Raw genomic sequence first — 22,733 nt, 5'->3', positions numbered from 1 at the left:
GGTGAAAATGGTCGTAGATCTTGCGGCAGCAACACGATTTCTGGCCGGCAACGGCCGGATACTCGACCGTCACCGGTTGAATTTAGTTCTGGGGCAAGGCGATCGAGATGCTGCATTGGCGGCGGTCGACGGCTACCGAAATCCCGACGGCGGATACGGCTGGGGTCTCGAGCCGGACCTGCGTTCGCCAGGTAGCCAACCCGGTGGAGCACTGCATGCGTTCGAGGTTTTTGCCGATGTCGCCGCGGTGACCCCGCGGGCCCTGGAATTGTGTGACTGGCTGCAGACGGTATCGACCGTCGACGGTGGTCTGCCCTTTGCTCTTCCGATTTCCGAACCGGCTGGGTGCGCACCGTTCTGGGTCTACGCGGATCCGTCGGAATCGTCGTTGCAGATCACGGCCATCGTGTGCGCCACGGCGTTGCGGGTAGCCGAATTCGATTCCGCAGTGGCCAAACATCCCTGGCTCGATTCGGCGGTTCGGTTCTGCCTGGGTGCGATCGAGCGTGCCGAGACGTTGAGTGCTCTCGAATTGGCATTTGCGTTGCAGTTCCTCGATGCGGCGAACGAGGTCCGGTTGGTGGCAAAACTCGGTGCGCTCATTCCTCCGGACGGATTGGTGCACGTGGACGGGGGAGCTGTCGACGAGTACATGCGTCCGCTCGATTTCTCGCCGTATCCTTCAGGTCCGACCCGCACGCTGTTCAGTGCGGGAGTGATCGATGAGGAACTGTCCGCATTGGCGGCGAGGCAGTGCGACGATGGCGGATGGATGGTCGATTTCGACAGCTATTCACCCGCTGCCGTGCTTGAATGGCGTGGTCATGCCACAGTTTCGGCAGTTGCCCTGTTGAAACGCAATGGCGTGATCTGAAAACCGTTCTCGCGCCAAATTGGAACACGTTATAGTCTGGAAAGTGGATGTGCTTATGTGTTTCAGGGATAGGGGAGAGCTATGGCGTATGTGATCACGCAGCCGTGCTGTAACGACGCCTCATGTGTGGACGTGTGCCCGGTAAACTGCATTCATCCGACGCCTGACGAAGCCCAGTTCGCCACCACCGAAATGCTCTACATCGACCCGGACACCTGCATCGACTGCGGTGCGTGTGTGGATGAGTGCCCGGTCGATGCCATCTACTCCGACAACGAACTTGCTGAAGCCGACGCGCCGTACCTCGAGATGAACGCGTCGTACTTCGAGAAGCATCCGATGGGGCCGGACTGGCCGGAGCCGATCACCATGGCCAAGATCGCTCCCGAGTTGGGGACGCTGCGGGTCGCCATCGTCGGTTCAGGGCCGGCGGCGTGTTACGCGGCGATGGAACTGGCCGGCAAGCCGCGGGTCGAGGTCGACATTTTCGATCGCCTACCGACGCCGTACGGGTTGGTCCGAGCAGGCGTGGCTCCCGATCATCCGGGTACCAAGGGCGTCACCGACCAGTTCCGCGCTGTCGTGTCGAAGAAGACGGTGCACTGCCACTTCAATGTCGAGGTGGGTAATCATATTTCGCATACCGAACTGCTCGAGCATCATCATGCGGTGATCTACGCGGTAGGTGCGGCAGGTGATCGCAAGCTCGATATCCCGGGCGAAGATCTTCCGGGAAGCCATGCTGCAACCGAATTCGTCGCCTGGTACAACGGTCATCCGAGTTACGCCGATCGCAGTTTCGATCTGTCCGGGGAGCGGGCCGTCATCGTCGGCAACGGCAACGTTGCACTCGACGTCGCCCGCATCCTCGTCACCGACCCGGAGGTTCTGGCCAAGACAGACCTTGCGGATCATGCCCTCGAAGCGTTGCGCAACAGCAATATTCGTGAAGTGGTGATTCTCGGTCGTCGAGGTCCGGCGCAGGCCGCGTACACCAACCCCGAATTGCTGGCGCTGGGCCAGATGGCGGATGTGGACGTCATTGTGGATCCGGTAGAGGCAGAACTCGACGATTCGAGTCGGGCTTTTGTCGAGAGCGACGCCGCAGAGCCGTCGGTGTTACTCAAGGTGAAGCAGGCCCAGGAATTTGCCTCGCGCACAGCCGATCCCACACGTAAGCGCATAGTTCTGCGATTCCTCACCTCCCCGGTCGAGATCCTCGGCGACGGCAGTGTCGAGCAGGTTCGCATCGTGAAGAACCAACTGGTCGCAACACCCACCGGTCAACTGTCCGCACGGCCCACCGAGGAAACCGAGATCCTCGACACCGGACTGGTATTGCGTTCGGTCGGTTATCGAGGAACGCCCGTCGCGGACCTACCGTTCGACGATGCTCGAGGCGTGATCCCCAACGAGAACGGCCGCGTGATCGATCCGGAATCGGGGATGCCCATGCCCGGCGTCTACGCTGCGGGGTGGATCAAGCGTGGCCCGACCGGTGTGATCGGCACGAACAAGTACTGCTCGGCTGAAACCGTGTCCATGATTTTTGACGACTTCGCAGCTGGGCGCCTTGCAACGCCAAGTGCGGAAGCGGAGAAGTTGACGGTACTTCTGGCCGACAGGTCACCGGATCAGGTGGACTACCAAGGTTGGCAGCGGATCGACAAGGCCGAGCGCGCATCCGGGGCGGCTGTCGGTCGTCCGCGAACCAAGCTCATTTCGATCGAATCGATGCTTGCGGCCGCTCGCGAGGAAAGCTAGCGGAGATCGTTCAACCTACGTGCTCGGTGAGAGACCACTGTCCCGAACCCTGCAGTTCGAGTTGCCGATTGTGAAAGACGTTGAGCGTGCTGCGGTGTCCCACGCTGACCATAATGCTGTCGGGCAGTTCGCTGCGCAGCATGCGGTAGAGCGTGTACTCGAGGCCTTCGTCGATCGCGGATGTCGCTTCGTCGAGGAACACGGTGCGGGGCTTGGCCAGAACTACCCGGGCGAACGCCAGTCGCTGTTGTTCGCCCGGAGAGAGGATTCGGGTCCAATCGGCTACTTCGTCGAGACGGTCGGTCAAATGCGGAAGATGCACCTGGTCAAGTACCGCTCGGAGCCTGCTGTCCTTGGCGATCGAACGATCCGGATACGCCAGTCCCGTGCGCAACGACCCCAGCGGCAGGTACGGGCGCTGGGAAAGGAAAAGCGACCTACCCACCGGCCGGGTAACCGAACCGTCCGCGTAAGGCCACAGTTGTGCGATGCTTCGCAGCAAGGTGGTCTTACCGCTTCCCGACGCACCTTTGACGAGCAGGGCGTCGCCGTGATCGAGTGTCAGATCCAGCTCGGCGATCAAAGTCTCTCCGGAAGGCTTGCGTACGTGGAGTTTTCGGATGACAAGCTGATCTCCGGCGTCTGAAACGTCGAGCGTCGGTAGTGCCCGGGCTCGCTTGTCGGCGTCGGCGAGGCCGGTCAAGCGTATGAGGGTGGCGCGAAAGCTCGCGAAATCGGCGTACGACTCACGGAAGAACGACAAAGATTCGTGGACTTGGCCGAACGCCTGCGCGGTTTGCATGACGTCGCCGAAAGTGACCTGTCCCTTGAACAACCGAGAGCCCTGCACCAAGAACGGGAAGATGACTGCGGTCTGGTTCACGGCGAGATTGAAGCCACTGAACTTCAGCGTCCGGAACACGATGGCCCACATGTTGCGGATCACCGCAGCGAAGCGTGTTGCGAGCGTGCGACGTTCGACGTCCTCGCCGCGATAGAACGCGATACTTTCGCCGTACTCCCGCAATCGCACCAAGGCATAGCGAAAGGTCGCGCCGAGCTTCTCGTTCAGGAAGTTCAACATGATCAGCGGTCGGCCGATCCAGAATGCCAGCGCGGTGGTCACCAATACGTAGATGTAGACCAGGAAGATCATCGCGCGCGGAATCTCGGTACCGAAAATGGTCAGCGGTCCGGAGAGATTCCACAGGATCGCGGTAAAGCTCACTATCGACACCATCGCGGTGACCGCACCCATCGACAACGTGCGGGAATAGGTCACGAACGAGGTGATATCGGTCTGGATGCGCTGATCCGGATTGTCGATCGGGCTATGCAGGAACTCGCCGCGGTAGTACGCAAGACCGTCGAGCCAATCGTCGGTCAGGGTGTTGTTGAGCCAGATGCGCCACTTGATGTCGAGGGCCTGGCCGACGAAGTACGTGAGGAGCGAACTCACGACGTGGATGACCGCCAGGACGGCGAACACTCTGAGATAGTGCCAGAACCCGGCTTCGTCGAGGTTCTGAATCGTGTCGTAGAAATCCTTGTACCAGTAGGAGAACAACACCGTCACGCGCACAGCCCACACCGTGAGCAGCAGCAGTACTGCAAGAATCAGTATTGGAACGGGGCTGCGCCTGGGGTTGAAGTACGGCCAGGCCATCCGTCGAAACTGGCTGCCCCAGGCAGTGAAGCGGGCCAGCAGAATTGCCGTGATCGCGAGGGCGGCGGCGGTGATCGTATAAGCCTTCGCCAGCCACAGCGCACTGTCCGGAACTGCGGTGCTCCAGTTCACGTGCACCTCCGTCGCAGAACGGAAAAGGCGATCCCGTCGGGTACGGAAGCTGAAAAGCGGATTCACCGAAGTGGACGCCGCCAAACCTGGAACACCGTGCTCCCTGAGCGTTGACAGCTACGGTTCAGCGAACCTTCGTATTGCTGGATTTCTCGATTTATGTGTTAATTACAAGGGAATTGTGCGGTTTGCTCCGAATGGCGCGTTGGCGTCGATGCCAGGCGGGTATCGACGCCAGCCTCGCATGACCAGCAAATGCACGTTGTCGAAGGAAAGTAGTGAGATGGTCAGCAAGCGAGTGCGTCGGACATCCCGGATAGCTGTAGCGGTTGTCGGAGTAGTGGCTGCAGGCCTCACATTTGCCGGACCGGCAGCGGCTTTCCCGCTCTTTCCCGGTGGTCCGGAGATTCCAGTACCCGTCGTCGCCGGTGTTGCCGGCCTTGATCCGGCGCTCCCGGGTTTCATGGGCACGGCGGATCAGATTCCCGCCCCGGTTCCCAACTTCTCGGCACCGTCGGTCAACCCGTCCAACGGTGAGCGTGTCGGAATCGCTCAGCCGATCATCATTCGTTTCAACGAATCGATCGACGACCGCGCCACCGCGGAACGTGCAATTCGCGTCACCACCAATCCGCCGGTCGAGGGAAACTTCTACTGGATCAACAACAGCCAGGTGCGGTGGAAGCCGACGCAGTTCTGGCCCGCGAACATCTCGGTGACCGTCGACGCCGGCGATTCGCATTCCACGTTCAGCATCGGCGATGCACTCGTCACGGTTGCGGACGACAACACGAAGCAGATCACCGTCACTCGCAACGGTGAAGTGGTGCGCACCATGCCGACGTCGTTCGGCAAGCCGGGCCACGAAACTCCTAACGGCACGTACATCGTCGGCGAGCAACTGCGTGACATGTACATGGATTCGTCCACCTACGGCGTTCCGATCGATTCACCCGAGGGCTACCGGACCTACGTCGAATACGCGTCACGAATTTCCTACAGTGGAATCTTCGTCCACGCGGCACCGTGGTCCGTTGCGCAACAGGGATTCACCAACGTGAGCCATGGCTGCCTCAACGTCAGTACCGAGAACGCCAAGTGGTTCTTCGAGAACGCAGGCAAGGGCGACCCCGTGATCGTGCAGAACACTGCCGGTGGAATCCTCAGCGGCGCCGACGGACTGGGTGACTGGAACCGCTAGAAGCGCCTTACAGTTCTGGGCATGACCGTTGCTCGTTCGCTTCTGCTGTTCGTTCTTGCCGCCGTACTCGAAATCGGTGGAGCCTGGCTGGTGTGGCAGGGAATTCGCGAGAACAAAGGCTGGATCTGGGTCGGCCTCGGCGTGATCTCACTCGGCCTGTACGGGCTGGTCGCGACGATGCAGCCCGACGCGAACTTCGGTCGAATCCTGGCCGCGTACGGCGGCATATTTGTCGCTGGATCCTTGCTGTGGGCAGTGGTGATGGACGGCTTCCGCCCTGACCGTTTCGATATCGCCGGCGCGCTGATCTGCCTGGTCGGGGTTGGCGTGATCATGTATGCGCGGTAGGGCCTTCGGCCCTGTGCGCCTTTCTGGTAGCGACCACTACCAAAAAGGCGCACAGCACATGCTTACGCCTTCGCCCGAACCACCAGAACAGTGCCGGGGAACTCGGCTGCAAGTTCGCGGCGAGCGTGCTTGATGCACGCGGTGCCGTAGCCCTTCTTCCGTGCCTGCGGAGCGATCCAGATCGCGACGTTCACTTCCTGATCGGTGAGCTCACCGAAAACCAGGCCGACACTCTTCGGGGTATCAGACGAAAGATCCTCGGCGACAAACCAAGCCGCGCTTTCGTCGTCGATCCGCCCCAAGCCTGCAGCGCGCTCCGATTCGACGCGATCCGAAGCCCACGGAGCGCCGCCGTCGTCGAACTGCTCTGCGGAACGTTCCGCAAACAGTGCGGCATCGTCGGTGCTGTCGGTGAACGGGCGCAGGTTGAAGTTCGCGCCGCTGCTTGCCGGGCGATCCACGGCGGTCCATTCCAAGGTGGCGTCGAGGTTCTCGAGTTCGCCCTGGATACGGTCGCGTGCCGCCTTGGTCAGTGCGCTGAACTTGAGGCCCAACACGGCTTCCGCGTTGGACTCCGACGTCCCGAGCAGTTCTGCAACCGTCGCGACTGCTGCCTGATGATCGGCGCTGTCGACAACGGCGTCCAGGACCTCGTGTCGGCGTTCCAAGGCGCGAACAAGTGCGGCGGTGAGCTCGCGACGGTCCAGGATCTGATCTTGAATGTGCGTCGTCATAAATGCGACTCCTTGCTGTTCGAGGCTACGTTGTTCGAGGCTACAAACGATTGCCGTGCGGACCGTACTGGTCAATAGTGCTCCACCTTGCACGTTATGGCACGTGTTCAGCCTGTGGTGCGGCGGACGAGCCGTTCGTAGCGCTGACGTGCAGCCTGGGTGCTGCCGAGCCCGAGTCCGAACGCGATGTCCTGCCACGTCATTCCGCGTTTGCGTGCGAGCGCGAGGAAGAGTGCTTCGTCCTGGTCCATTTCGGCGCGAGCCTTGGGGATGAGACTCAAGGCGGCCATGATGTCGGCGTCGTCGACGTCCGGTTCACCGGGTTCGCGTGTGCTGCTGCCCGCGGCGAGGCCGCCGACGACGCGGATCGCGCCGTACGGTTCGAGCATGTGGGGGAGGGATTGCCTGGCGCGTTGGCCCTCTGTCGATCCGTGGCGTTCGTTGATGCGAAAGAGCCCGGCGTACTCGCGATGTGCGCGCTCACGGCCGGGCTCGATCGGTCGAAATGGGTCATCGGTCATGCTTTTCAGGTTTGCACGATCCGTTGGAGATGTAAACACTTCGTTGTAAACAAGTTGTTCACTTGTTTGCGAGCGGCTCACAGACGACGACCGGGATAACCCGATCCGTCCAGGCTTGGTAGTTGTCGAAGTCTGCGTACATCGCGACCAGTTTGGGCCAGAGTCGGGCGCGTTCCTCGTCTGTGGCGACACGAGCTTTCATCGACTGCACGCGCGACTTGATCTGGACGGTCACCACAGGATCGGCCTTGACGTTGAGGTACCACATCGGGTTCTTCGGCAGACCGCCTTGTGACGCCACCAGAATCACGTTGTCGTCGTCCTCGAGAAAAAGCAGCGGACTGATCCGTTCCTCGCCCGACTTTCGGCCAGTGGTTGTGAGCAGGCAGATCGGCAGCCCGCGTGGAAACGCGCTGCCGACCCGCCACTTGCTGCCCAGCATTCCGTCGGTCGCCCGATACATCGCGACGTTGGCTTTCGACATCCACTTGATGATCGTGACTGTCACCGGAGCGTCGAGTCCCTTGGGTTTAGCTGGGGGAGTACTCATGTCAGATGCGCTCGATGATCGTGCCGGTTGCCAGTGCGCCGCCCGCGCACATCGTGATCAACGCAGTCGAACCGTCGCGCCGCTCGAGTTCGTGCAGAGCCGTCGTGATCAGCCGCGAACCGGTGCTGCCGACCGGATGGCCGAGTGCAAGCGCGCCGCCGTTGACGTTGACGTTGTCGAAATCAGGTTCGTGAACCTGAGCCCAGGACAGTGCAACCGAAGCGAAGGCCTCGTTGACCTCGAACAGGTCGAGGTCGCCGATCTTCATGCCGCTCTTCTCGAGTACACGGGTCGTGGCCTGAACCGGACCGTCGAGGTGGAACTCGGGTTCGGATCCGACGAGAGCCTGCGCGACGATGCGGGCGCGTGGCTTCAAGCCGAGAGCGCGGGCCTTGTCCTCGTCCATGAGCAGGACGGCAGCGGCACCGTCGGAGATTTGCGAAGACGTTCCGGCAGTGTGGATTGCGCCCTCCATGACCGGCTTCAACCGAGCCAGGGACTCGGCCGTCGTGTCACGCAGACCCTGATCGCGATTGACCAGCTTGGTCTCGCCGGTCAGGTTGCCTTCCTTGTCGACCTGAGGTGCGGACAGTTCGAGCACCTCGCGGTCGAAGCGGCCTTCTTCCCAGGCCTGCTTTGCGAGGGCCTGGGAGCGGACGCCGAGAGCTTCGAGGTCCTCACGGGTCAGTCCGCGGCGACGTGCGATGCGCTCGGCGGCTCCGAACTGGTCGGGCATGTCGATGTCCCAGGTGGCGGGACGGCGTGGTCCGGCGAGAGTTCCGACATTGGCCCCAAGCGGGACCTGGCTCATCGCTTCGATGCCGCAGGCGATTCCGGCGTCGATCGCGCCGGTGGAGATCAAGCCGGCGATCAGATGATTGGCCTGCTGAGCGGATCCACACTGGCAGTCGACGGTGGTGGCACCGGTCTGCCATGGCAGTCCGGCGTGCAGCCATGCGGTGCGGGTGATGTTGTTGGACTGTGCGCCGGCTTGGGTGACGCAGCCGCCGATCACCTGCTCGATCAACATCGGGTCGATTCCCGAGCGATCGAGAAGACCCTTCTGAGCAGCTCCGAGAATTTCGGCAGCGTGCAGGCCGGCGAGCCAGCCTCCACGCTTACCGATCGGTGTGCGGACGGCCTCGACGATTACTGGTGTGCCCACGGTGGGTTCCTTTCCTTGTATTGAAAAAGTAGAACAAGTTCTTAGCAAGAAGCAAGAGGTGTCTACTGTTTCCTTTCCTAGTAAGCAGGCTTGTGTTTCAATGTAAGTAGAACGTGTTCCACATTACGGATGGTCATCACCTCGGTGATGAAAAGGCTCATGGCAGGAGACATCAGTGGCACAGCCCGCAATCCCCCAGGGGATCGACTTCACGGACCCCGACATCTACGCAGAGCGGATGCCTTTCGAGGAATTTGCTCAGCTGCGTAAGACCGCTCCCGTGTGGTGGAATCCGCAGCCGCCGGAGATCGGCGGGTTCCAGGACGAGGGCTACTGGGTGGTCACTCGGCATGAAGAGGTCAAAGACGTCTCGCAGCGCAGTGACATCTTCTCGACCCACGAGAACACCGCGATCCCGCGTTTTGCCGACGACATCCCGCGTGAGAACGTCGAAATGCAGCGATTCATCCTGATCAACAAGGATGCTCCCGAGCACACCAAACTCCGCAAGCTGATTTCGCGCGGGTTCACGCCGCGGGCGATCAACAGCCTGCGCGACGAACTGACCGAGCGTGCCGAGCAGATCGTGAAGACCGCTGCCGAGAGTGGTGCCGGAGACTTCGTCACTCAGGTGGCGTCGGAACTTCCGTTGCAGGCGATTGCCGAGCTTCTCGGTGTGCCGCAGGAAGACCGTATGAAGCTCTTCGACTGGTCCAACCAGATGACGTCGTACGACGACCCGGAGTTCGACATCGATCCGCAGGCCGCGTCGATGGAGATTCTCGGGTACGCGTACCAGATGGCGGATCAGCGCAAGAAGTGTCCCGCCGATGACATCGTCACCAAGCTCATCGAAGCTGACATCGACGGAAATGAGCTCTCCCCTGAGGAATTCGGCTTCTTCGTGATCCTTCTTGCGGTCGCGGGAAACGAGACCACTCGCAATGCGATCACACATGGCATGGTGGCGTTCCTGGACAATCCCGACCAGTGGGAGCTGTACAAGAAGGAGCGTCCCAAGACCGCTGCCGACGAGATCGTTCGTTGGGCCACGCCGGTCACGTCCTTCCAGCGCACCGCTCTCGAGGACACCGAGCTCGGTGGGCAGCAGATCAAGAAGGGCGATCGCGTCGTGATGATGTACGCGTCGGCCAACTTCGATGAAGACGTCTTCGAGAACCCCACGAAGTTCGACATCATGCGCGACCCCAATCCGCACCTCGGATTCGGCGGCACCGGTGCGCACTACTGCGTCGGCGCGAATCTGGCTCGCCTCGAAATCGACTTGATCTTCAACGCGATCGCCGATCATCTTCCCGACATCAGCCGGCTCGGAGATCCTCGTCGTCTGCGCTCGGGCTGGCTCAACGGCATCAAAGAGTTTCAGGTTGATTACAAGACCGGCGGCTGTCCGGTCAAACACTGAACCAGCCCTATACTGAGAGGGTAACCGGCAGGTAAGTATGTGTATGTAGGTATGTGTATGGAATCGAAGGTTGGCGCTGCGCTTTCGACTGCACAGAACTACAGTTGACGTTCTGAGGAGCCACTAGCTGGCTACTTGGAACTACGGTGGCGTCTGTGGGATCCCTCATCTCCCGCAGGCGCCACCGTTTGTAGTTCCGGGGGCGGGTTGTTTCAGCCCCCGTACGGTTTTGTGATGGCTTCCAGGAAGTGCCCGGACGGGTCGAGGAAATAGACACCGCGCCCACCGTCATTGGTGTTGAAGCCGGTGCTCGATTTTCGCGGATCGGCCCAATGATCGAGTCTCAGATCGAGTATCCGCTGGTAAATTCCGTCGAAGTCGTTCTCGGATACCAGGAATGCGTAGTGCTGCGGTGAAATCTCAGCGCCTTCGTCGACCTGCGCGTAGTCCAGCATCACTCCGTGCTCGAGTTCGACGGAGAGGAAGTATCCGGCCGGCACAGGATCCGGAAGACCAAAAATGTGGGTGAAGAACCACGCAGACTCTTGTCTGTCTTGCGCGGCGATGATGGTGTGATTGAACGAAATGGTCATTGAAGAACCCTTGGGGTACGACGCCTCCATGCCTGGCGCAGTCCGCCATCGACACGCGACGATAAAAACCAGGAAACCATTTCCGTGAAGCCGGCGCAACAGTGAGGGCTCCGGTCAGTGTGACCGGAGCCCTCAATTGTTTGTTTGTACGATCAGGCTTTGCGAGCTGTTTTCATGGCGCGCTCCACTTCCCAGAACGCGCGAAGTGACTGGATTTTGCCCTCGTCGTTGACGCGGTAGACAAACACGCCTTCCGCATCGACGACCATGCCGCCAACCGTGCTCCGAATCTTCCCGATGTTGACGTTCTCGTTACCGCACACCAGGGAATCGTCGATAAGGAATTCGAGCGACTCCGTGGTGGCGATCGTCATGTCGTAGAACTTGGAAATGGCTTCGCGGCCGTGATGGCCTTTGCCTTCGGGATCGAAGCCCGAAGGACCGACGGGATCTTCGACCCAGCCATCCTCGGCAAAGAGATCCAGCCAGGCTTCCTTGTTCTTCCCGCTTGCCGCTGCCCGCGATGCATTGCCCGCTACACGGGCGGGATGTTCGGTGGTCATCGTTTCCCTCACTGAATGTATTTCTCGGCGAACCTGCGCATGGAATCCTGTTTTGCCTCGAGCGGCGCGTCGAAGCCGATGCCGTCGAAAACCCAAGGAACCGTGATGATGTCGGTGACACCGGCGTCCTCGAGTTCGGCGTAGCCGTCTTTTCCGAACCGGTCGACGCACACGGTCTGGATCTCGTACGGTTCGTTCTCCTTGCCGTACTCGGCGCGCAGTTCGCGCAGTCTGGCGATGACGCCGACCAGATCGTCGAACTTGATCATCGCCGACGTCCAGCCGTCACCCACCCGCGCCGCGCGCTTGAGAGCAACCTCGGTGTGGCCACCGACGTAGAACGGAACCGGTTTGGTGGGAGTCGGACTCATCTGTAGGCGATCGAAATCGAAGAACTCGCCGTGGTACTCGACCATACCGCCGCCGAGGATCAGCTTGATGACGTCGATCATCTCGTCTACCCGTGCGCCGCGACGCTCGTAGGGAGCCCCACACCACTCGAATTCTTCCGGAGCCCAGCCGATTCCGACGCCGAAGCCGAAACGGTTGTTCGTCAAAGCGGCGACGGACCCGACTTGGCGGGCGAGGAGCACCGGATTACGACTACCCAGCTTCAGTACCTGCGTGTAGAACTCGATTTTTTCGGTGACAGCGCCCATCGCGGCGGCGGCGATCAGCGGATCGACCCAGGGGGTTTCGGCAGTCCACATCCGAGACCCGTCCGGCGTGTACGGGTAGTCCGCCGTCTGGGTTTCCATGAAGAACAGTGAATCCGGCAATGCAATGGACGTAAAGCCGCACTCTTCAGCGGTTTTGGCGATACCGGGCAGCTGATCCAAGGGGTTCATCGCAACCCCGACGGTGTACTTCATTCTCGACTTCTCCCTGATCGACGGTTGGCGTGTTTACGTGGTGGGGCGTTCGGAGCCGACGACCCACATCGCGAAGTACTGTGAGCCACCGCCGTACGCGTGACCGAGGGCCTTGCGTGCATCGGCTACCTGGTGGTCGCCTGCCCTGCGCATTACCTGCATCGCGGATTCGGCAAACCGAATCATGCCGGACGCGCCGATCGGGTTGGACGAGAGGACCCCGCCCGACGGATTGACGGGGAGCTTGCCGCCGATAGCTGTTTCGCCGGCTTCAGTGAGCTTCCAGCCCTGTCCTTCCTCGGCAAATCCGAGGTTCTCGAGCCACATCGGTTCGAACCAGGAGAACGGCACATAGATTTCAGCGCAGTCGATCTCGCTGAGTGGATCCGTGATTCCGGCGGCCTTCCAGAGCGCTGCCGCAGCATCGCGTCCCGCCTGGGGGTTGACCTGGTCGCGACCCGCGTAGGTTGTCGGCTCGGTGCGCATCGCCGTTGCATGAATCCACGCGACGGTACGGCCTCGAGCCTCGACCTCGGCGGCGGCCTCTTCGTTGCCGATCACCAGCGCGCACGCGCCGTCAGAGGACGGGCACGTCTCGTCGTAGCGAATGGGATCCCACAGCATTTGCGACGCCTGAACGGATTCGACGGTGATATCGGGCTGCTTGAGGTGTGCGTATGGATTGATGCTGCCGTTGAGACGGTCCTTTGCGGCAACAATGGCACCGATGTGCGAGGGTGCCCCCGAGCGGCGGATATACGAACGGACGTGCGGCGCAAAGTAACCGCCGGCTCCGGCGCCCACCGGCATGTTGAAGGGAATCGGCGTGGACAGTGCCCACATCGCATTCGACTCCGACTGCTTTTCCCAGGAAACAGTCAAAACCCGTTTATGGACTCCGGATTTGACGAGGCTCGATGCCACGATAGCGGTGGAGCCGCCGACCGACCCGGCAGTGTGGACACGAAGCAACGGTTTCCCGTTGGCGCCGAGGGCATCCGACATGGCGAGTTCCGGCATCATCGATCCCTCGAACAAGTCGGGGGCCTTGCCGATCACAACGGCGTCGATGTCGTCCCAGCCGACATGTGCGTCGAGCATCGCGGCGTCGATCGCTTCGCGGACCAAGCCGGCCATCGACACGTCGTGACGCTTTGCGACGTAATGAGTCTGGCCGGTGCCGAGCACGGCCGCGAGTTGTGGCGTTCCGGCCATCAGTTCCGTCCCTCCAATACTGCTACCAGGTTCTGTTGCAGCACTGGGCCGCTGGTTGCATGGGCCAGAGCGCGATTCGCCTGGCCTCCCCAAATTGCCTGCGCTGCGTAACCGATACGTTCGAGACCACCCGCAAACATCGGGTTGCCGCTCAGTGGGCCACCAGACGGGTTGATCGTCGTTGCATCCGTGAGACCGATTGCCTCCTTGAGGATCAGTTCCTGATGGCTGAACGGTGCGTGGAGTTCGGCGATGTCGATGTTGCTGACATCGCCGCCCGTAGCAGCCTTCGCGGCCGATGCCGTCGACGGTGATGTCGTGAGATCACGTGCTCCGAGGTTCGGAGAGTCGATGCGGTGTTCGATGCCGGAAATCCAGGCCGGGCGCTCGCACAGGTCACGAGCGCGGGTGCCGGATGCCAGAACGATAGCGGCTGCTCCGTCGGTAATGGGCGCACAATCGTGGGCGCGCAACGGATCTGCGAGGAAGGGACTGGCAAGCAAAGCCTCGATGTCGACCTCGCCGGCGAGCTGCGCGTTGGGGTTGCTCATCGCGTGACGACGGCTACGAGCGGTCACTTCGGCCATGTCCTCGTGCGTCCACTTGCCTGCGTCGATACCGAGTCGTGCCTGCAGTCCGGCAATGGATACCGAGTCGGGCCACAGTGGCGCAACAAGATAAGGATCGAGTTGCATGGTGAGGATTTTGCGCAGGTGTCCTGCGGACGACTTGCCGAAGCCGTACACGAGGGCGGTATCGACCTCACCCGTCAAGATCTTGATCCAGGCCTCGTAGAACGCCCAGGCCGCGTCCATCTCGACGTGGGACTCGTTGATGGGCGGAACGGCACCGATGGAGTCGATAGCCGAGATGAAGGAAAACGATCGTCCGGCAAGATAATCGGAAGATCCCGAGCACCAGAAACCGATATCGGATTTGGTGATTCCCAGGTCTTTGTACAGTTGCTGGAAACAGGGGACCAGCATTTCGACGCCGTTGGTGGTGCCGTGGGTCTCGCGTACGTGCGGGGCTTGTGCAAAGCCCACCACTGCGATGTCTGCAGAAGTCATGTCAGAAGCCCTCACAGGTGGTGTTGGAAGGTGGAGTACTCGGCGTCGGGTTCACCGGTCGGCCTGAAGTATTCGATGTTTTCGAGCGTGTAACCCCACTCCTCGCGTGGCTTCCACTTGGCCTCGACGCGCATCCCCATGCGCACGTCGGCCGCGTCGCATTCCAAGATCAGATGCAGGAACGGAATGTCCGCGCCATCGAGCAGCACGTAAGCCGCGACGTACGGAGGCTTGATCCGCTGGCCGAGAAACGGAACGTTGACGATGCAGAACGTCGTGACAGTGCCCTTGTCCGGCAGTTCGACCTGTTCCTTCGTCGGAAATCCGTTGGTGGGGTTGGCACCGCGCGGGGGAATGTAGACCTTGTCGCCCGGGCCGCTACGTCCGCCGATGAGTTTGCCCTCGGCGAGCCCGCGGAGGTAGAAGCTCTCTTCTGCCGACGCGGAGTGCATGAAGTTCAAGTCGATAGGCGTCGTGATCATGGTGACTGGATCCGCGCTCGAATCGACTGAGGCGATACCATTTTCGCTTTCGCCAGGCTCGAAGCACTCGATGTCCGTGATCTGACCGACTCGCTCCGACGCCCACCGAGCGCGCACGCGCATACCGGTGCTGATTGCGCTGGGGGAGTCGACGTCGACCGCGTGAAGCATGGCGGTGTCTGCGCCGTCGAGCTTGATGAGGGCCCACGCGAACGGCTTCGTGAGCGGTTGTCCGTCGATCGGTTCCGGCATCCACGACCAACTCACGACGGTTCCGCCGTCGGACACTCCGACGAAGTCTGTGAGTGGTTCGGCGGTATCCGGATCGAATTCGGGTGGCGGCACAAAAACTCGACCGTTCGACCCGCGCGCCCCGATCACCTTGCGATCACGCAAGGCAGTTACGAATGCGCCGATGGTCGGCCCCGTCGATCTGGTGTAGTCGAAATGGAGATTCAGTGGTGCGCTCAGTGGCTTTTCGGCCACCCCGCTCTTTCCGATGGTCACAAGATCGAGTAGAACAGGTTCTAGAGATTGTGGCAAGGGTCACTTCTGATCACCGGAGACGTGGAGGCGCAAGATGAAGCTTGGGTTGCAACTCGGATACTGGGGCGCACAGCCCCCCACGAACGCTCCGGAACTGATCGAAGCAGCCGAGAACGCGGGCTTCGATTCGGTCTTCGCCGCGGAGTCCTGGGGGTCCGACGCTTTCACACCACTCGCCTGGTGGGGATCGCGAACAGAGAACCTTCGGTTGGGCACGTCCGTCGTCCAGATCTCTGCACGCACGCCCACCAGTTGCGCCATGCACGCGCTCACACTCGATCATCTCAGTGGTGGTCGGACCATCCTGGGGCTCGGCGTATCCGGGCCGCAGGTTGTCGAAGGGTGGTACGGGCAACCGTTCGAAAAGCCGCTCGCGCGCACCCGTGAATACGTGGACATCATCCGCCAGGTCCTCGCTCGCGAAAAACCCGTCGCCAGCTCCGGACCGCACTACCCGCTGCCGTACAACGGGCCCGGAAGTTCGGGTCTTGGCAAGCCGCTCAAGGCGATTACGCATCCATTGCGGGCCGACATCCCCATTTGGCTCGGCGCCGAAGGACCCAAGAATGTTGCCCTCGCCGGCGAAATCGCCGACGGTTGGCTAGCCATCTACTACACCCCGCGGCTCGCACCGATGTACAACAAGTGGCTTGACGAAGGATTCGCGCGCGCCGGAGCGCGTCGTAGCCGTGAAGACTTCGAGGTAGCTGCCACCTGCCAGGTCATCGTCACGGACGATCGCGCAGCAGCCATCGCCAAGCTCAAACCCATGACAGCCCTCTACGTGGGCGGAATGGGCGCACCGGAGTTGAACTTTCACGCCCAGGTCTACAAGCGCATGGGTTACGAGAAAGAGGTCGACGAGATCGGCCGGCTCTTCATGTCCGGTCGCAAGGAAGAAGCTGCGGCGGTCGTCCCCGACGAAATGGTCACCGAGACCATGATCATCGGCAACCTCGACGAAGTTCGGGCCGGCGTGAAGCGCTGGGAAGAGGCCGGCGTCACGATGCTCCTCGTGACCTGCCGCGACGCCGATCATGTGCGGGAATTGGCGGCAGCGGTGCGGGGCTGACATTTTTTGAGCGAACGTACCTTTCAGCGCATCTGAGGCGATCAACGCCACTTTCGCACCGCGAAAGTTATCCACAGGTGCCGGTAAAACCCCAGGTCGCCGTCGATGGTGAGGGTGACGTGTGCGTCATGCTGCACTCATGCGTCGAGGCGAGTGGGGGCGGGACCCCGATGAGATTTACCGAGCCAGCACGAGCGGAGTAATCCGAGTGTCTGAGTTGGCGAGACTACGAGTGTCGAACTCAGCCGTTCACGGCAGATGCCGAGCCGGCGGGCCGTGGCAACGGATACTTCCCGGGGTCATCATGCTCGGAAACGGGCAGCCGACCCCACGGCAGCGGGCGGTAGCCGCGCTCATGTTCAGTGGCGCCGACGCGATGCTCACGGGTCGGTCCGCGTTGGCAGAGTACGGATATCGCAGCAATTCGGGTGACGTGCAGGTTCTGATACCGATCCATCGACGTGCGCAGTCGGTCGGATTTGTGGTGGCGGAGCGCACTATTCGGCTACCTGAACCAGAGACGCGGAGCGGCCTGCGTTGTGCGCCGCTTCCGCGTTCACTGCTCGACGCGGCCCGGCGATGTAGGGGCATCGGTCCTACTCGGGCGCTGATTGCGGAGGTCATTCAACGAGGTGATGCGTCGGTGCGTGAACTCGCCAAAGAACTCGATGCGGGAAGTTGTCGTGGGTCCGCCCTTCCTCGGGCAGTGTTGCGTGAGGTGAACGCCAATCTGCATTCCGTCCCGGAAATCGAGGCGCGCGAATTGTGGAAGCGAAGTGGTCTGCCCGACATGTTGTTCAACCAAGAGATACGCGACGCGGACGGAAAATTCATCGCAATTCCGGATGGATGGATCGACTCTGTCGCATTCGCGTGGGACATCGATTCGTTGGAGTGGCACTTGTCGCCGACGGACTACAAACGCACGGTCGAGCGTCGGACGCGGATGCAAAACGCCGGAATTATCGTGCTTCCCACGGTGCCGAGCGCGCTGCGCACCGACCCTGAACGTGTCATCGACGACCTCAAGAGACATTTTGCGCTTGCTTGCTCTCGTCCGCGACCACAAGTGTCCGCCGTCGCGAACTGATCAGAATCACCATAAGCGGGACGAAGTGGACCGAAACAGACCAAGCGAACGTACCTTTCGTCGCCTTGGATGCGCCGAAAGGTACGTTCGCTCGAAAAGGGGAGTGGGAGGAGCCTCAGACTCCCTTGAACTTGGGCGCCCGCTTTTCGCCGAAGGCGCGGGGACCTTCCTTTGCGTCCGCGCTCATGAAGACCTTCATGCCCAACTCCGAGTCGATGCGGAAGGCTTCTTCCTCGTGCATGCCCTCGGTGTCGCGGATGGTCTTGAGAATCGCCTGAACTGCGAGAGGTCCGTTGGCGCTGATGAGTTCGGCAAGTTCGAGTGCCTTGTCGAGAGCCTGACCGTCCGGGACGACGTGGCCGATGAGCCCGATTTCCTTGGCTTCCGGAGCTTTGATGTGGCGTCCGGTGAGCAGAATATCTGCGGCGATGGTGTACGGAATCTGTCGGACCAGGCGCACTGCTGAACCGCCGAGCGGAAAGAGTCCCCACTTGGCTTCGGACACTCCGAATTTGGCGCTTTCGCCGGCAACTCGGATGTCGGTGCCTTGCAGGATTTCGGTTCCGCCGGCGATGGCGGCGCCCTCGACGGCTGCGATGAGGGGCTTGGTAAGCCGTCGGCCTTTGAGGAGACCTTCGATTTTGGACATGTCGACGCCGCCGCCGGCAAAGGCGTCTCCCGGGGGTTTGGCGGACATGTTCTTGAGGTCGGCGCCGGCGCAGAAATCGCCCCCGGCTCCCGTGAGGACGGCGACGCGGATGTCTGGGTCGTTGTCGACTTGATTCCAGGCGTCGACCATGATCGCCATCATGTCGCCGGTGATGGCGTTCTTTCGCTCGGGGCGGTTCATGGTGATGATCAGGACGTGACCGCGTTTCTCCACGAGGCAGTGCGGTGCAGTTTCCGAAGTGTCGGATTTTTCGGTCGTCGTAGAGGACACTGATGGCTCCTGGGGCGTCTGTGAGCTGGCTCTCAAATTGGGTCTTGCCAGAAAAGGTAACACGTTCTACTTTGAAGGGCGTGGCCCTTAACATCGCAGACTTCGTAGAGCACTCGATCGACCTCGTTCCGGACCGGGTTGCACTGGTCTCCGATGATCGGGAGGTGACGTACGCGCAACTCGAGGACCGCGCCAACAGGCTCGGTCACTACCTGCGCGAACATGGCGTGAAGCCGGGTGACAAGGTCGGCATCTACTGCCGCAATGTCATCGAGGCAATCGAGGCCATGGTCGCGATCTTCAAGATCCGGGCGGTGATGGTCAACATCAACTACCGCTATGTCGAGAACGAGTTGCAATACATCTTCGACAATTCGGACATGGTTGCGCTGGTCGCCGAGCGTCGATACGCAGACAAGATCAAGAACGTTCTCCCGAACGCGCCCCTCGTCAAGTCGGTTGTCGTCATCGAAGACGGCACCGACGGCGACTACTCGTCGTTCGGCATCGAGTACGAAGCCGCACTGGCGCAGAGTTCGGGCGAGCGCGATTTCGAGGATCGCAGCAACGACGACATCTTCATGCTCTACACCGGCGGCACGACGGGTAGCCCGAAGGGCGTCATGTGGCGCCACGAGGACTGGTGGCGAGTGCTCGGTGGTGGCATCAACTTCGTTACCGGCGTTGCGGTCGAGGACGAGTACGAGATGGCGAAGGTCGGCGCAGCCAACCCGAGCATGGTTCGCTACCCGATTCCTCCGATGATCCACGGCGGCTCGCAGTCGGCGGTGTTCCACAGTCTCTTCGGTGGCGGAACCTGTTTGATGCACCCTGAGTTCGACGCCCATGAGGTATGGCAGAACATCGACAAGCACAAGGTCAACCTCATCTTCATCACCGGCGACGCGATGGCTCGACCGATGCTCGACGCGTTGATTGCCGGAAACCCGGAAACGGGTGAGCCTTACGACCTTTCGTCGCTGTACGTCATGGCAAGCAGCGCGGCGCTCTTCTCACCGAGCATTCAGGAGCAGTTCCTGGAGCTGCTGCCCAACCGTCTGCTCACAGACTCCATCGGAGCGTCGGAGACCGGCTTCGGCGGCTTGGCGGTTCTCTCCAAGGGGCAGAAGCACACTGGCGGTCCGACGGTCAAGATCGACGCCTCCACAACGGTTCTCGGCGACGACGGCAACGAGGTCGAACCGGGATCGGGTCAGCGCGGAATGCTTGCGCGCAGGGGCAACATCCCGCTCGGTTACTACAAGGACGAGGTCAAGACGGCCGAGACATTCCGCACCATCAATGGTGTTCGGTACTCGATTCCCGGTGACTATGCACAGGTCGAAGCCGACGGCACGGTCACGATGCTCGGACGCGGTTCGGTATCCATCAACAGCGGCGGCGAGAAGGTGTACCCGGAAGAGGTCGAAGGCGCGTTGAAGGCGCACCCCGACATCTTCGACGTGCTGGTGGTCGGTGTCCCGGACGAGCGTTTCGGGCAGCGAGTTGCCGCGGTGGTTCAGGTCCGTGAAGGTACGTCTCCGACGCTGCACGACATCGCCACAGCAGCACGCAAAGAGATTGCCGGATACAAGGTTCCGCGCAGCGTGTGGTTTGTCGACCAGATCAAGCGCAACCCGGCCGGTAAGCCGGACTACCGGTGGGCGAAGGCCGAAACGGAGTCCCGTGAGGCCGACGACCACAACGGCAACGGTGCTCCCGAGGCAAACAGTGCAGAGAGCGTGGAAGCCTGATGAGATCCGATCTTGCCGACAAGTTCGGCATCGAATACCCGATCTTCGGATTCACGCCGTCGGAGCACGTAGCGGCTGCGATCTCTCGCGCCGGCGGACTCGGAGTCCTGGGTTGCGTGCGATTCAACGATCCCGAAGAACTCGAAGCTGCCCTGACCTGGATGGACGAGAACACCGACGGTAAGCCGTACGGCGTTGACATCGTCATGCCCGCAAAGGTTCCCACCGAGGGCGGCGCGATCGATCTCGACAAGTTGATCCCGGCCGAGCACCGCGCGTTTGTCGATCGCACCCTCGACGAGCTCGGTGTGCCGCCGTTGTCCGACGACGTCGAACATGCCACTGGTGTGTTGGGCTGGCTGCACTCCGTTGCCCGCTCGCACGTCGATGTTGCTCTGGGGCATCGAATTGCTTTGATCGCCAATGCTCTTGGTTCACCGCCGAAAGATGTCATCGATCAGGCTCATGCAAAGGGGGTCCCGGTCGCGGCGCTGGCCGGTGCTGTCGAACATGCCCGTCGTCATGTGGAGAATGGCGTCGACATCGTGATCGCGCAGGGCTACGAAGCCGGCGGGCATACCGGTGAGATCGCCTCCATGGTGCTGGTTCCCGAAATCGTCGATGCCCTCGGTGACTCTGCGGCCGTGTTGGCTGCCGGTGGAATCGGAAGCGGTCGACAGGTGGCTGCAGCTCTTGCGCTCGGTGCGTCCGGAGTGTGGATGGGTTCGTACTGGCTCACCACGTCGGAGTACAAACTGGGCAGCGCGTCAGGGGAAGGGCCGTCGGCAATTCAACGTGCATTGCTGAAAGCGACGTCGGCGGACACCGTTCGGTCCCGGATCTACTCGGGCAAGCCGGCGCGGTTGCTCAAGACGAAGTGGACTGAAGCGTGGTCGAAGCCCGGCGCACCGGACGCGTTGCCGATGCCGTTGCAGAATCTTCTGGTCAGTGATGCGCACCAACGTATTTCGGCGTCGGAGAATCCTGATGTCGTGGCAATGCCGGTCGGTCAGATCGTGGGGCGGATGAACGAGATCCGTCCGGTCGCCGAGGTTATGGCGGAGTTGGTTTCCGGATTCGAAGATGCGCGTGCGCGTCTCGACTCCATGAAATAGCAGACAGAGCAAAAGGCTCTCGGCCACAGTGGCCGAGAGCCTTTTGTTGTTTCAGCCCGCCAAGTCGTCCGGTCCGACGTTGTCGGCCAGCCATTCTCCGCGACTGAGCACGCCGCCGTCGTCTCGACGACGGGCGATCACGAAAATGACCAGGGCAGCGGCGGCGACCAACGCGAGGATGCGCGATGGCGTCAGGTTCGGATTCTTCATACTTGTAATTTTGCCGCAAGATCTGTCGGCATGGGAGATACCGTGTCGAAGATCAATGCTGCCTTGAATGTCCTAGGTCGATGTGTCCGCGTGCAGGTTTCCGATCCGCTGTCGTAGACCACCGAAATGCACGTCGAGAGTGTGCGCAGCTTCGATGGCATCGCCGGTACGAATAGCGTCGAGAATTGCGCGATGCTTCGACGCTATATCGACGAGCGGTGTATCCGAATGCCCGATTGCCTGCTGGATTTCGCTGTACACCTGCCAGAAGACATCCATCAATTGTGCAAGCACCTGATTGTCGAGCGGTGAATACAACCGGCTGTGGAAAGTCGCATCGATATCGGAGAAATTCTTTCCGGCTGCTGCGCGGACTTCCATCCCTGTGACGAGTTCGTCGAGAGCGTCGTGGTCCTCGGTGGTCATCTCTGCCATTGCGGCGCCGATCAGACCGGTTTCGAGAGCCTGACGGATATCGACCAATTCCATCGCTTCGTGGCCGGTGCCCTGAAGTGACAATCTGCCCCGGAACGTCAGGCCGTCGGCCAGCGCGTCGAAGTTACTCGGAGCGACAAACATTCCGAAACCGTGCCGGATTTCGACGACGCCCAAGGCCTGCAGAACCTTGAGAGCCTCGCGCAGAGTGTTCCTGCCGATTCCCAGTTCTTCGGAGAGTTCCGCCTCGGTGGGCATCGGATCACCGGGGGAGAGCCGACGATCCAGGATCAGGTTCATGATGTCTGATTGAAGTGCGCGCATACGGTTCTGCGCGCTGAAACGAGCACGCGGTGTGCCACTCCGAACAGACATCGATTCCCCTTTTCCGAATT

Annotated in this window: 23 protein-coding genes; 9 read left to right on the top strand and 14 right to left on the bottom strand. The window is 61.1% G+C overall.

Annotation, left to right across the window (positions count from 1 at the left end; genetic code table 11):
• Positions 1-7 precede the first annotated feature (7 nt).
• Together R4P64_RS10905 and R4P64_RS10900 are read left to right on the top strand one after the other, a co-directional pair.
• Entirely contained in the window at positions 8-874 is an 867-nt protein-coding gene (locus R4P64_RS10905) for a hypothetical protein (protein ID WP_317821088.1), read from the top strand.
• An 81-nt stretch (positions 875-955) separates the two neighbouring features.
• Entirely contained in the window at positions 956-2,638 is a 1,683-nt protein-coding gene (locus R4P64_RS10900) for an FAD-dependent oxidoreductase (protein WP_317820709.1), read from the top strand.
• Positions 2,639-2,648: 10 nt separating this feature from the next.
• On the opposite strand, the gene R4P64_RS10895 is transcribed toward R4P64_RS10900, so the two are convergent.
• On the bottom strand, positions 2,649-4,436 hold the full coding sequence (locus R4P64_RS10895) for an ABC transporter ATP-binding protein/permease (RefSeq protein ID WP_317820708.1): 1,788 nt from the start codon (positions 4,434-4,436) through the stop codon (positions 2,649-2,651).
• Between the two features lie 283 nt (positions 4,437-4,719).
• Here R4P64_RS10895 and R4P64_RS10890 point away from each other — a divergent pair, with 283 nt between their 5' ends.
• Both R4P64_RS10890 and R4P64_RS10885 read left to right on the top strand, forming a co-directional pair.
• The gene (locus R4P64_RS10890; protein WP_317820707.1) at positions 4,720-5,637 is read left to right on the top strand and encodes an Ig-like domain-containing protein; all 918 of its coding nucleotides are present in this window, start codon (positions 4,720-4,722) and stop codon (positions 5,635-5,637) included.
• Positions 5,638-5,658: 21 nt separating this feature from the next.
• The gene (locus R4P64_RS10885) at positions 5,659-5,985 is read left to right on the top strand and encodes a YnfA family protein (protein WP_033232329.1); all 327 of its coding nucleotides are present in this window, start codon (positions 5,659-5,661) and stop codon (positions 5,983-5,985) included.
• A gap of 62 nt (positions 5,986-6,047) precedes the next feature.
• On the opposite strand, the gene R4P64_RS10880 is transcribed toward R4P64_RS10885, so the two are convergent.
• From R4P64_RS10880 to R4P64_RS10865, 4 genes are all read right to left on the bottom strand, one after another.
• A complete protein-coding gene (locus tag R4P64_RS10880; protein ID WP_317544706.1) occupies positions 6,048-6,719 on the bottom strand; it encodes a GNAT family N-acetyltransferase in 672 nt (223 codons plus the stop codon).
• Positions 6,720-6,826: 107 nt separating this feature from the next.
• Positions 6,827-7,240, bottom strand: a complete 414-nt coding sequence (locus R4P64_RS10875) for a hypothetical protein (RefSeq protein WP_033232327.1) — start codon at positions 7,238-7,240, stop codon at positions 6,827-6,829.
• A gap of 58 nt (positions 7,241-7,298) precedes the next feature.
• Complete coding sequence (locus tag R4P64_RS10870; protein ID WP_033232325.1) at positions 7,299-7,790, bottom strand: nitroreductase family deazaflavin-dependent oxidoreductase; 492 nt, start codon at positions 7,788-7,790, stop codon at positions 7,299-7,301.
• 1 nt (position 7,791) lies between these two features.
• Positions 7,792-8,955 carry a steroid 3-ketoacyl-CoA thiolase gene (locus tag R4P64_RS10865; protein ID WP_317820705.1) on the bottom strand — a complete coding sequence of 388 codons (1,164 nt, stop codon included), beginning with the start codon at positions 8,953-8,955 and terminating at the stop codon, positions 7,792-7,794.
• Between the two features lie 175 nt (positions 8,956-9,130).
• Here R4P64_RS10865 and R4P64_RS10860 point away from each other — a divergent pair, with 175 nt between their 5' ends.
• The gene (locus R4P64_RS10860) at positions 9,131-10,381 is read left to right on the top strand and encodes a cytochrome P450 (protein WP_033232323.1); all 1,251 of its coding nucleotides are present in this window, start codon (positions 9,131-9,133) and stop codon (positions 10,379-10,381) included.
• A 212-nt stretch (positions 10,382-10,593) separates the two neighbouring features.
• Here the strand turns inward: R4P64_RS10860 and R4P64_RS10855 are convergent, their stop codons facing one another.
• From R4P64_RS10855 to R4P64_RS10830, 6 genes are all read right to left on the bottom strand, one after another.
• Positions 10,594-10,974: a VOC family protein gene (locus tag R4P64_RS10855; protein WP_033232620.1), complete on the bottom strand. Its 381-nt coding sequence runs from the start codon at positions 10,972-10,974 to the stop codon at positions 10,594-10,596.
• Between the two features lie 152 nt (positions 10,975-11,126).
• Positions 11,127-11,537, bottom strand: a complete 411-nt coding sequence (locus tag R4P64_RS10850) for a nuclear transport factor 2 family protein (protein WP_033232322.1) — start codon at positions 11,535-11,537, stop codon at positions 11,127-11,129.
• A gap of 8 nt (positions 11,538-11,545) precedes the next feature.
• On the bottom strand, positions 11,546-12,409 hold the full coding sequence (locus R4P64_RS10845; RefSeq protein WP_033232321.1) for a TIGR03619 family F420-dependent LLM class oxidoreductase: 864 nt from the start codon (positions 12,407-12,409) through the stop codon (positions 11,546-11,548).
• 33 nt (positions 12,410-12,442) lie between these two features.
• Positions 12,443-13,624 (bottom strand): thiolase domain-containing protein, encoded by a 1,182-nt coding sequence (locus tag R4P64_RS10840; protein ID WP_033232320.1) that lies wholly within the window; start codon positions 13,622-13,624, stop codon positions 12,443-12,445.
• Complete coding sequence (locus tag R4P64_RS10835) at positions 13,624-14,694, bottom strand: thiolase domain-containing protein (protein WP_033232319.1); 1,071 nt, start codon at positions 14,692-14,694, stop codon at positions 13,624-13,626. The genes R4P64_RS10840 and R4P64_RS10835 overlap by 1 nt, the downstream gene beginning before the upstream one ends.
• An 11-nt stretch (positions 14,695-14,705) precedes the next feature.
• Positions 14,706-15,683, bottom strand: a complete 978-nt coding sequence (locus R4P64_RS10830) for a Zn-ribbon domain-containing OB-fold protein (RefSeq protein ID WP_179300839.1) — start codon at positions 15,681-15,683, stop codon at positions 14,706-14,708.
• Positions 15,684-15,756: 73 nt separating this feature from the next.
• Here R4P64_RS10830 and R4P64_RS10825 point away from each other — a divergent pair, with 73 nt between their 5' ends.
• Together R4P64_RS10825 and R4P64_RS10820 are read left to right on the top strand one after the other, a co-directional pair.
• A complete protein-coding gene (locus tag R4P64_RS10825; protein WP_045068664.1) occupies positions 15,757-16,794 on the top strand; it encodes an LLM class F420-dependent oxidoreductase in 1,038 nt (345 codons plus the stop codon).
• A gap of 139 nt (positions 16,795-16,933) precedes the next feature.
• Positions 16,934-17,884 carry a hypothetical protein gene (locus tag R4P64_RS10820; RefSeq protein WP_033232619.1) on the top strand — a complete coding sequence of 317 codons (951 nt, stop codon included), beginning with the start codon at positions 16,934-16,936 and terminating at the stop codon, positions 17,882-17,884.
• Positions 17,885-17,999: 115 nt separating this feature from the next.
• Here R4P64_RS10820 and R4P64_RS10815 read toward each other — a convergent pair whose 3' ends face one another.
• Positions 18,000-18,824: a crotonase/enoyl-CoA hydratase family protein gene (locus R4P64_RS10815; RefSeq protein WP_317820701.1), complete on the bottom strand. Its 825-nt coding sequence runs from the start codon at positions 18,822-18,824 to the stop codon at positions 18,000-18,002.
• An 80-nt stretch (positions 18,825-18,904) separates the two neighbouring features.
• Here R4P64_RS10815 and R4P64_RS10810 point away from each other — a divergent pair, with 80 nt between their 5' ends.
• The gene (locus tag R4P64_RS10810; RefSeq protein WP_045068668.1) at positions 18,905-20,578 is read left to right on the top strand and encodes an acyl-CoA synthetase; all 1,674 of its coding nucleotides are present in this window, start codon (positions 18,905-18,907) and stop codon (positions 20,576-20,578) included.
• Positions 20,578-21,693 (top strand): NAD(P)H-dependent flavin oxidoreductase, encoded by a 1,116-nt coding sequence (locus tag R4P64_RS10805; protein ID WP_033232313.1) that lies wholly within the window; start codon positions 20,578-20,580, stop codon positions 21,691-21,693. Before R4P64_RS10810 ends, R4P64_RS10805 begins: the two co-directional genes overlap by 1 nt.
• 51 nt (positions 21,694-21,744) lie before the next feature.
• Here the strand turns inward: R4P64_RS10805 and R4P64_RS10800 are convergent, their stop codons facing one another.
• Both R4P64_RS10800 and R4P64_RS10795 read right to left on the bottom strand, forming a co-directional pair.
• Positions 21,745-21,903, bottom strand: coding sequence for a hypothetical protein (locus tag R4P64_RS10800; protein ID WP_165826328.1), 159 nt, complete (start codon positions 21,901-21,903; stop codon positions 21,745-21,747).
• A gap of 72 nt (positions 21,904-21,975) precedes the next feature.
• On the bottom strand, positions 21,976-22,713 hold the full coding sequence (locus R4P64_RS10795; protein WP_033232618.1) for a FadR/GntR family transcriptional regulator: 738 nt from the start codon (positions 22,711-22,713) through the stop codon (positions 21,976-21,978).
• Positions 22,714-22,733: the final 20 nt, after the last annotated feature.

Origin of the sequence: Rhodococcus sp. IEGM 1366 (genome assembly GCF_033142425.1) — a bacterium.
GTDB lineage: Bacteria > Actinomycetota > Actinomycetes > Mycobacteriales > Mycobacteriaceae > Rhodococcus_F > Rhodococcus_F globerula.
This window is presented reverse-complemented; position numbering and strand designations above follow the sequence as displayed.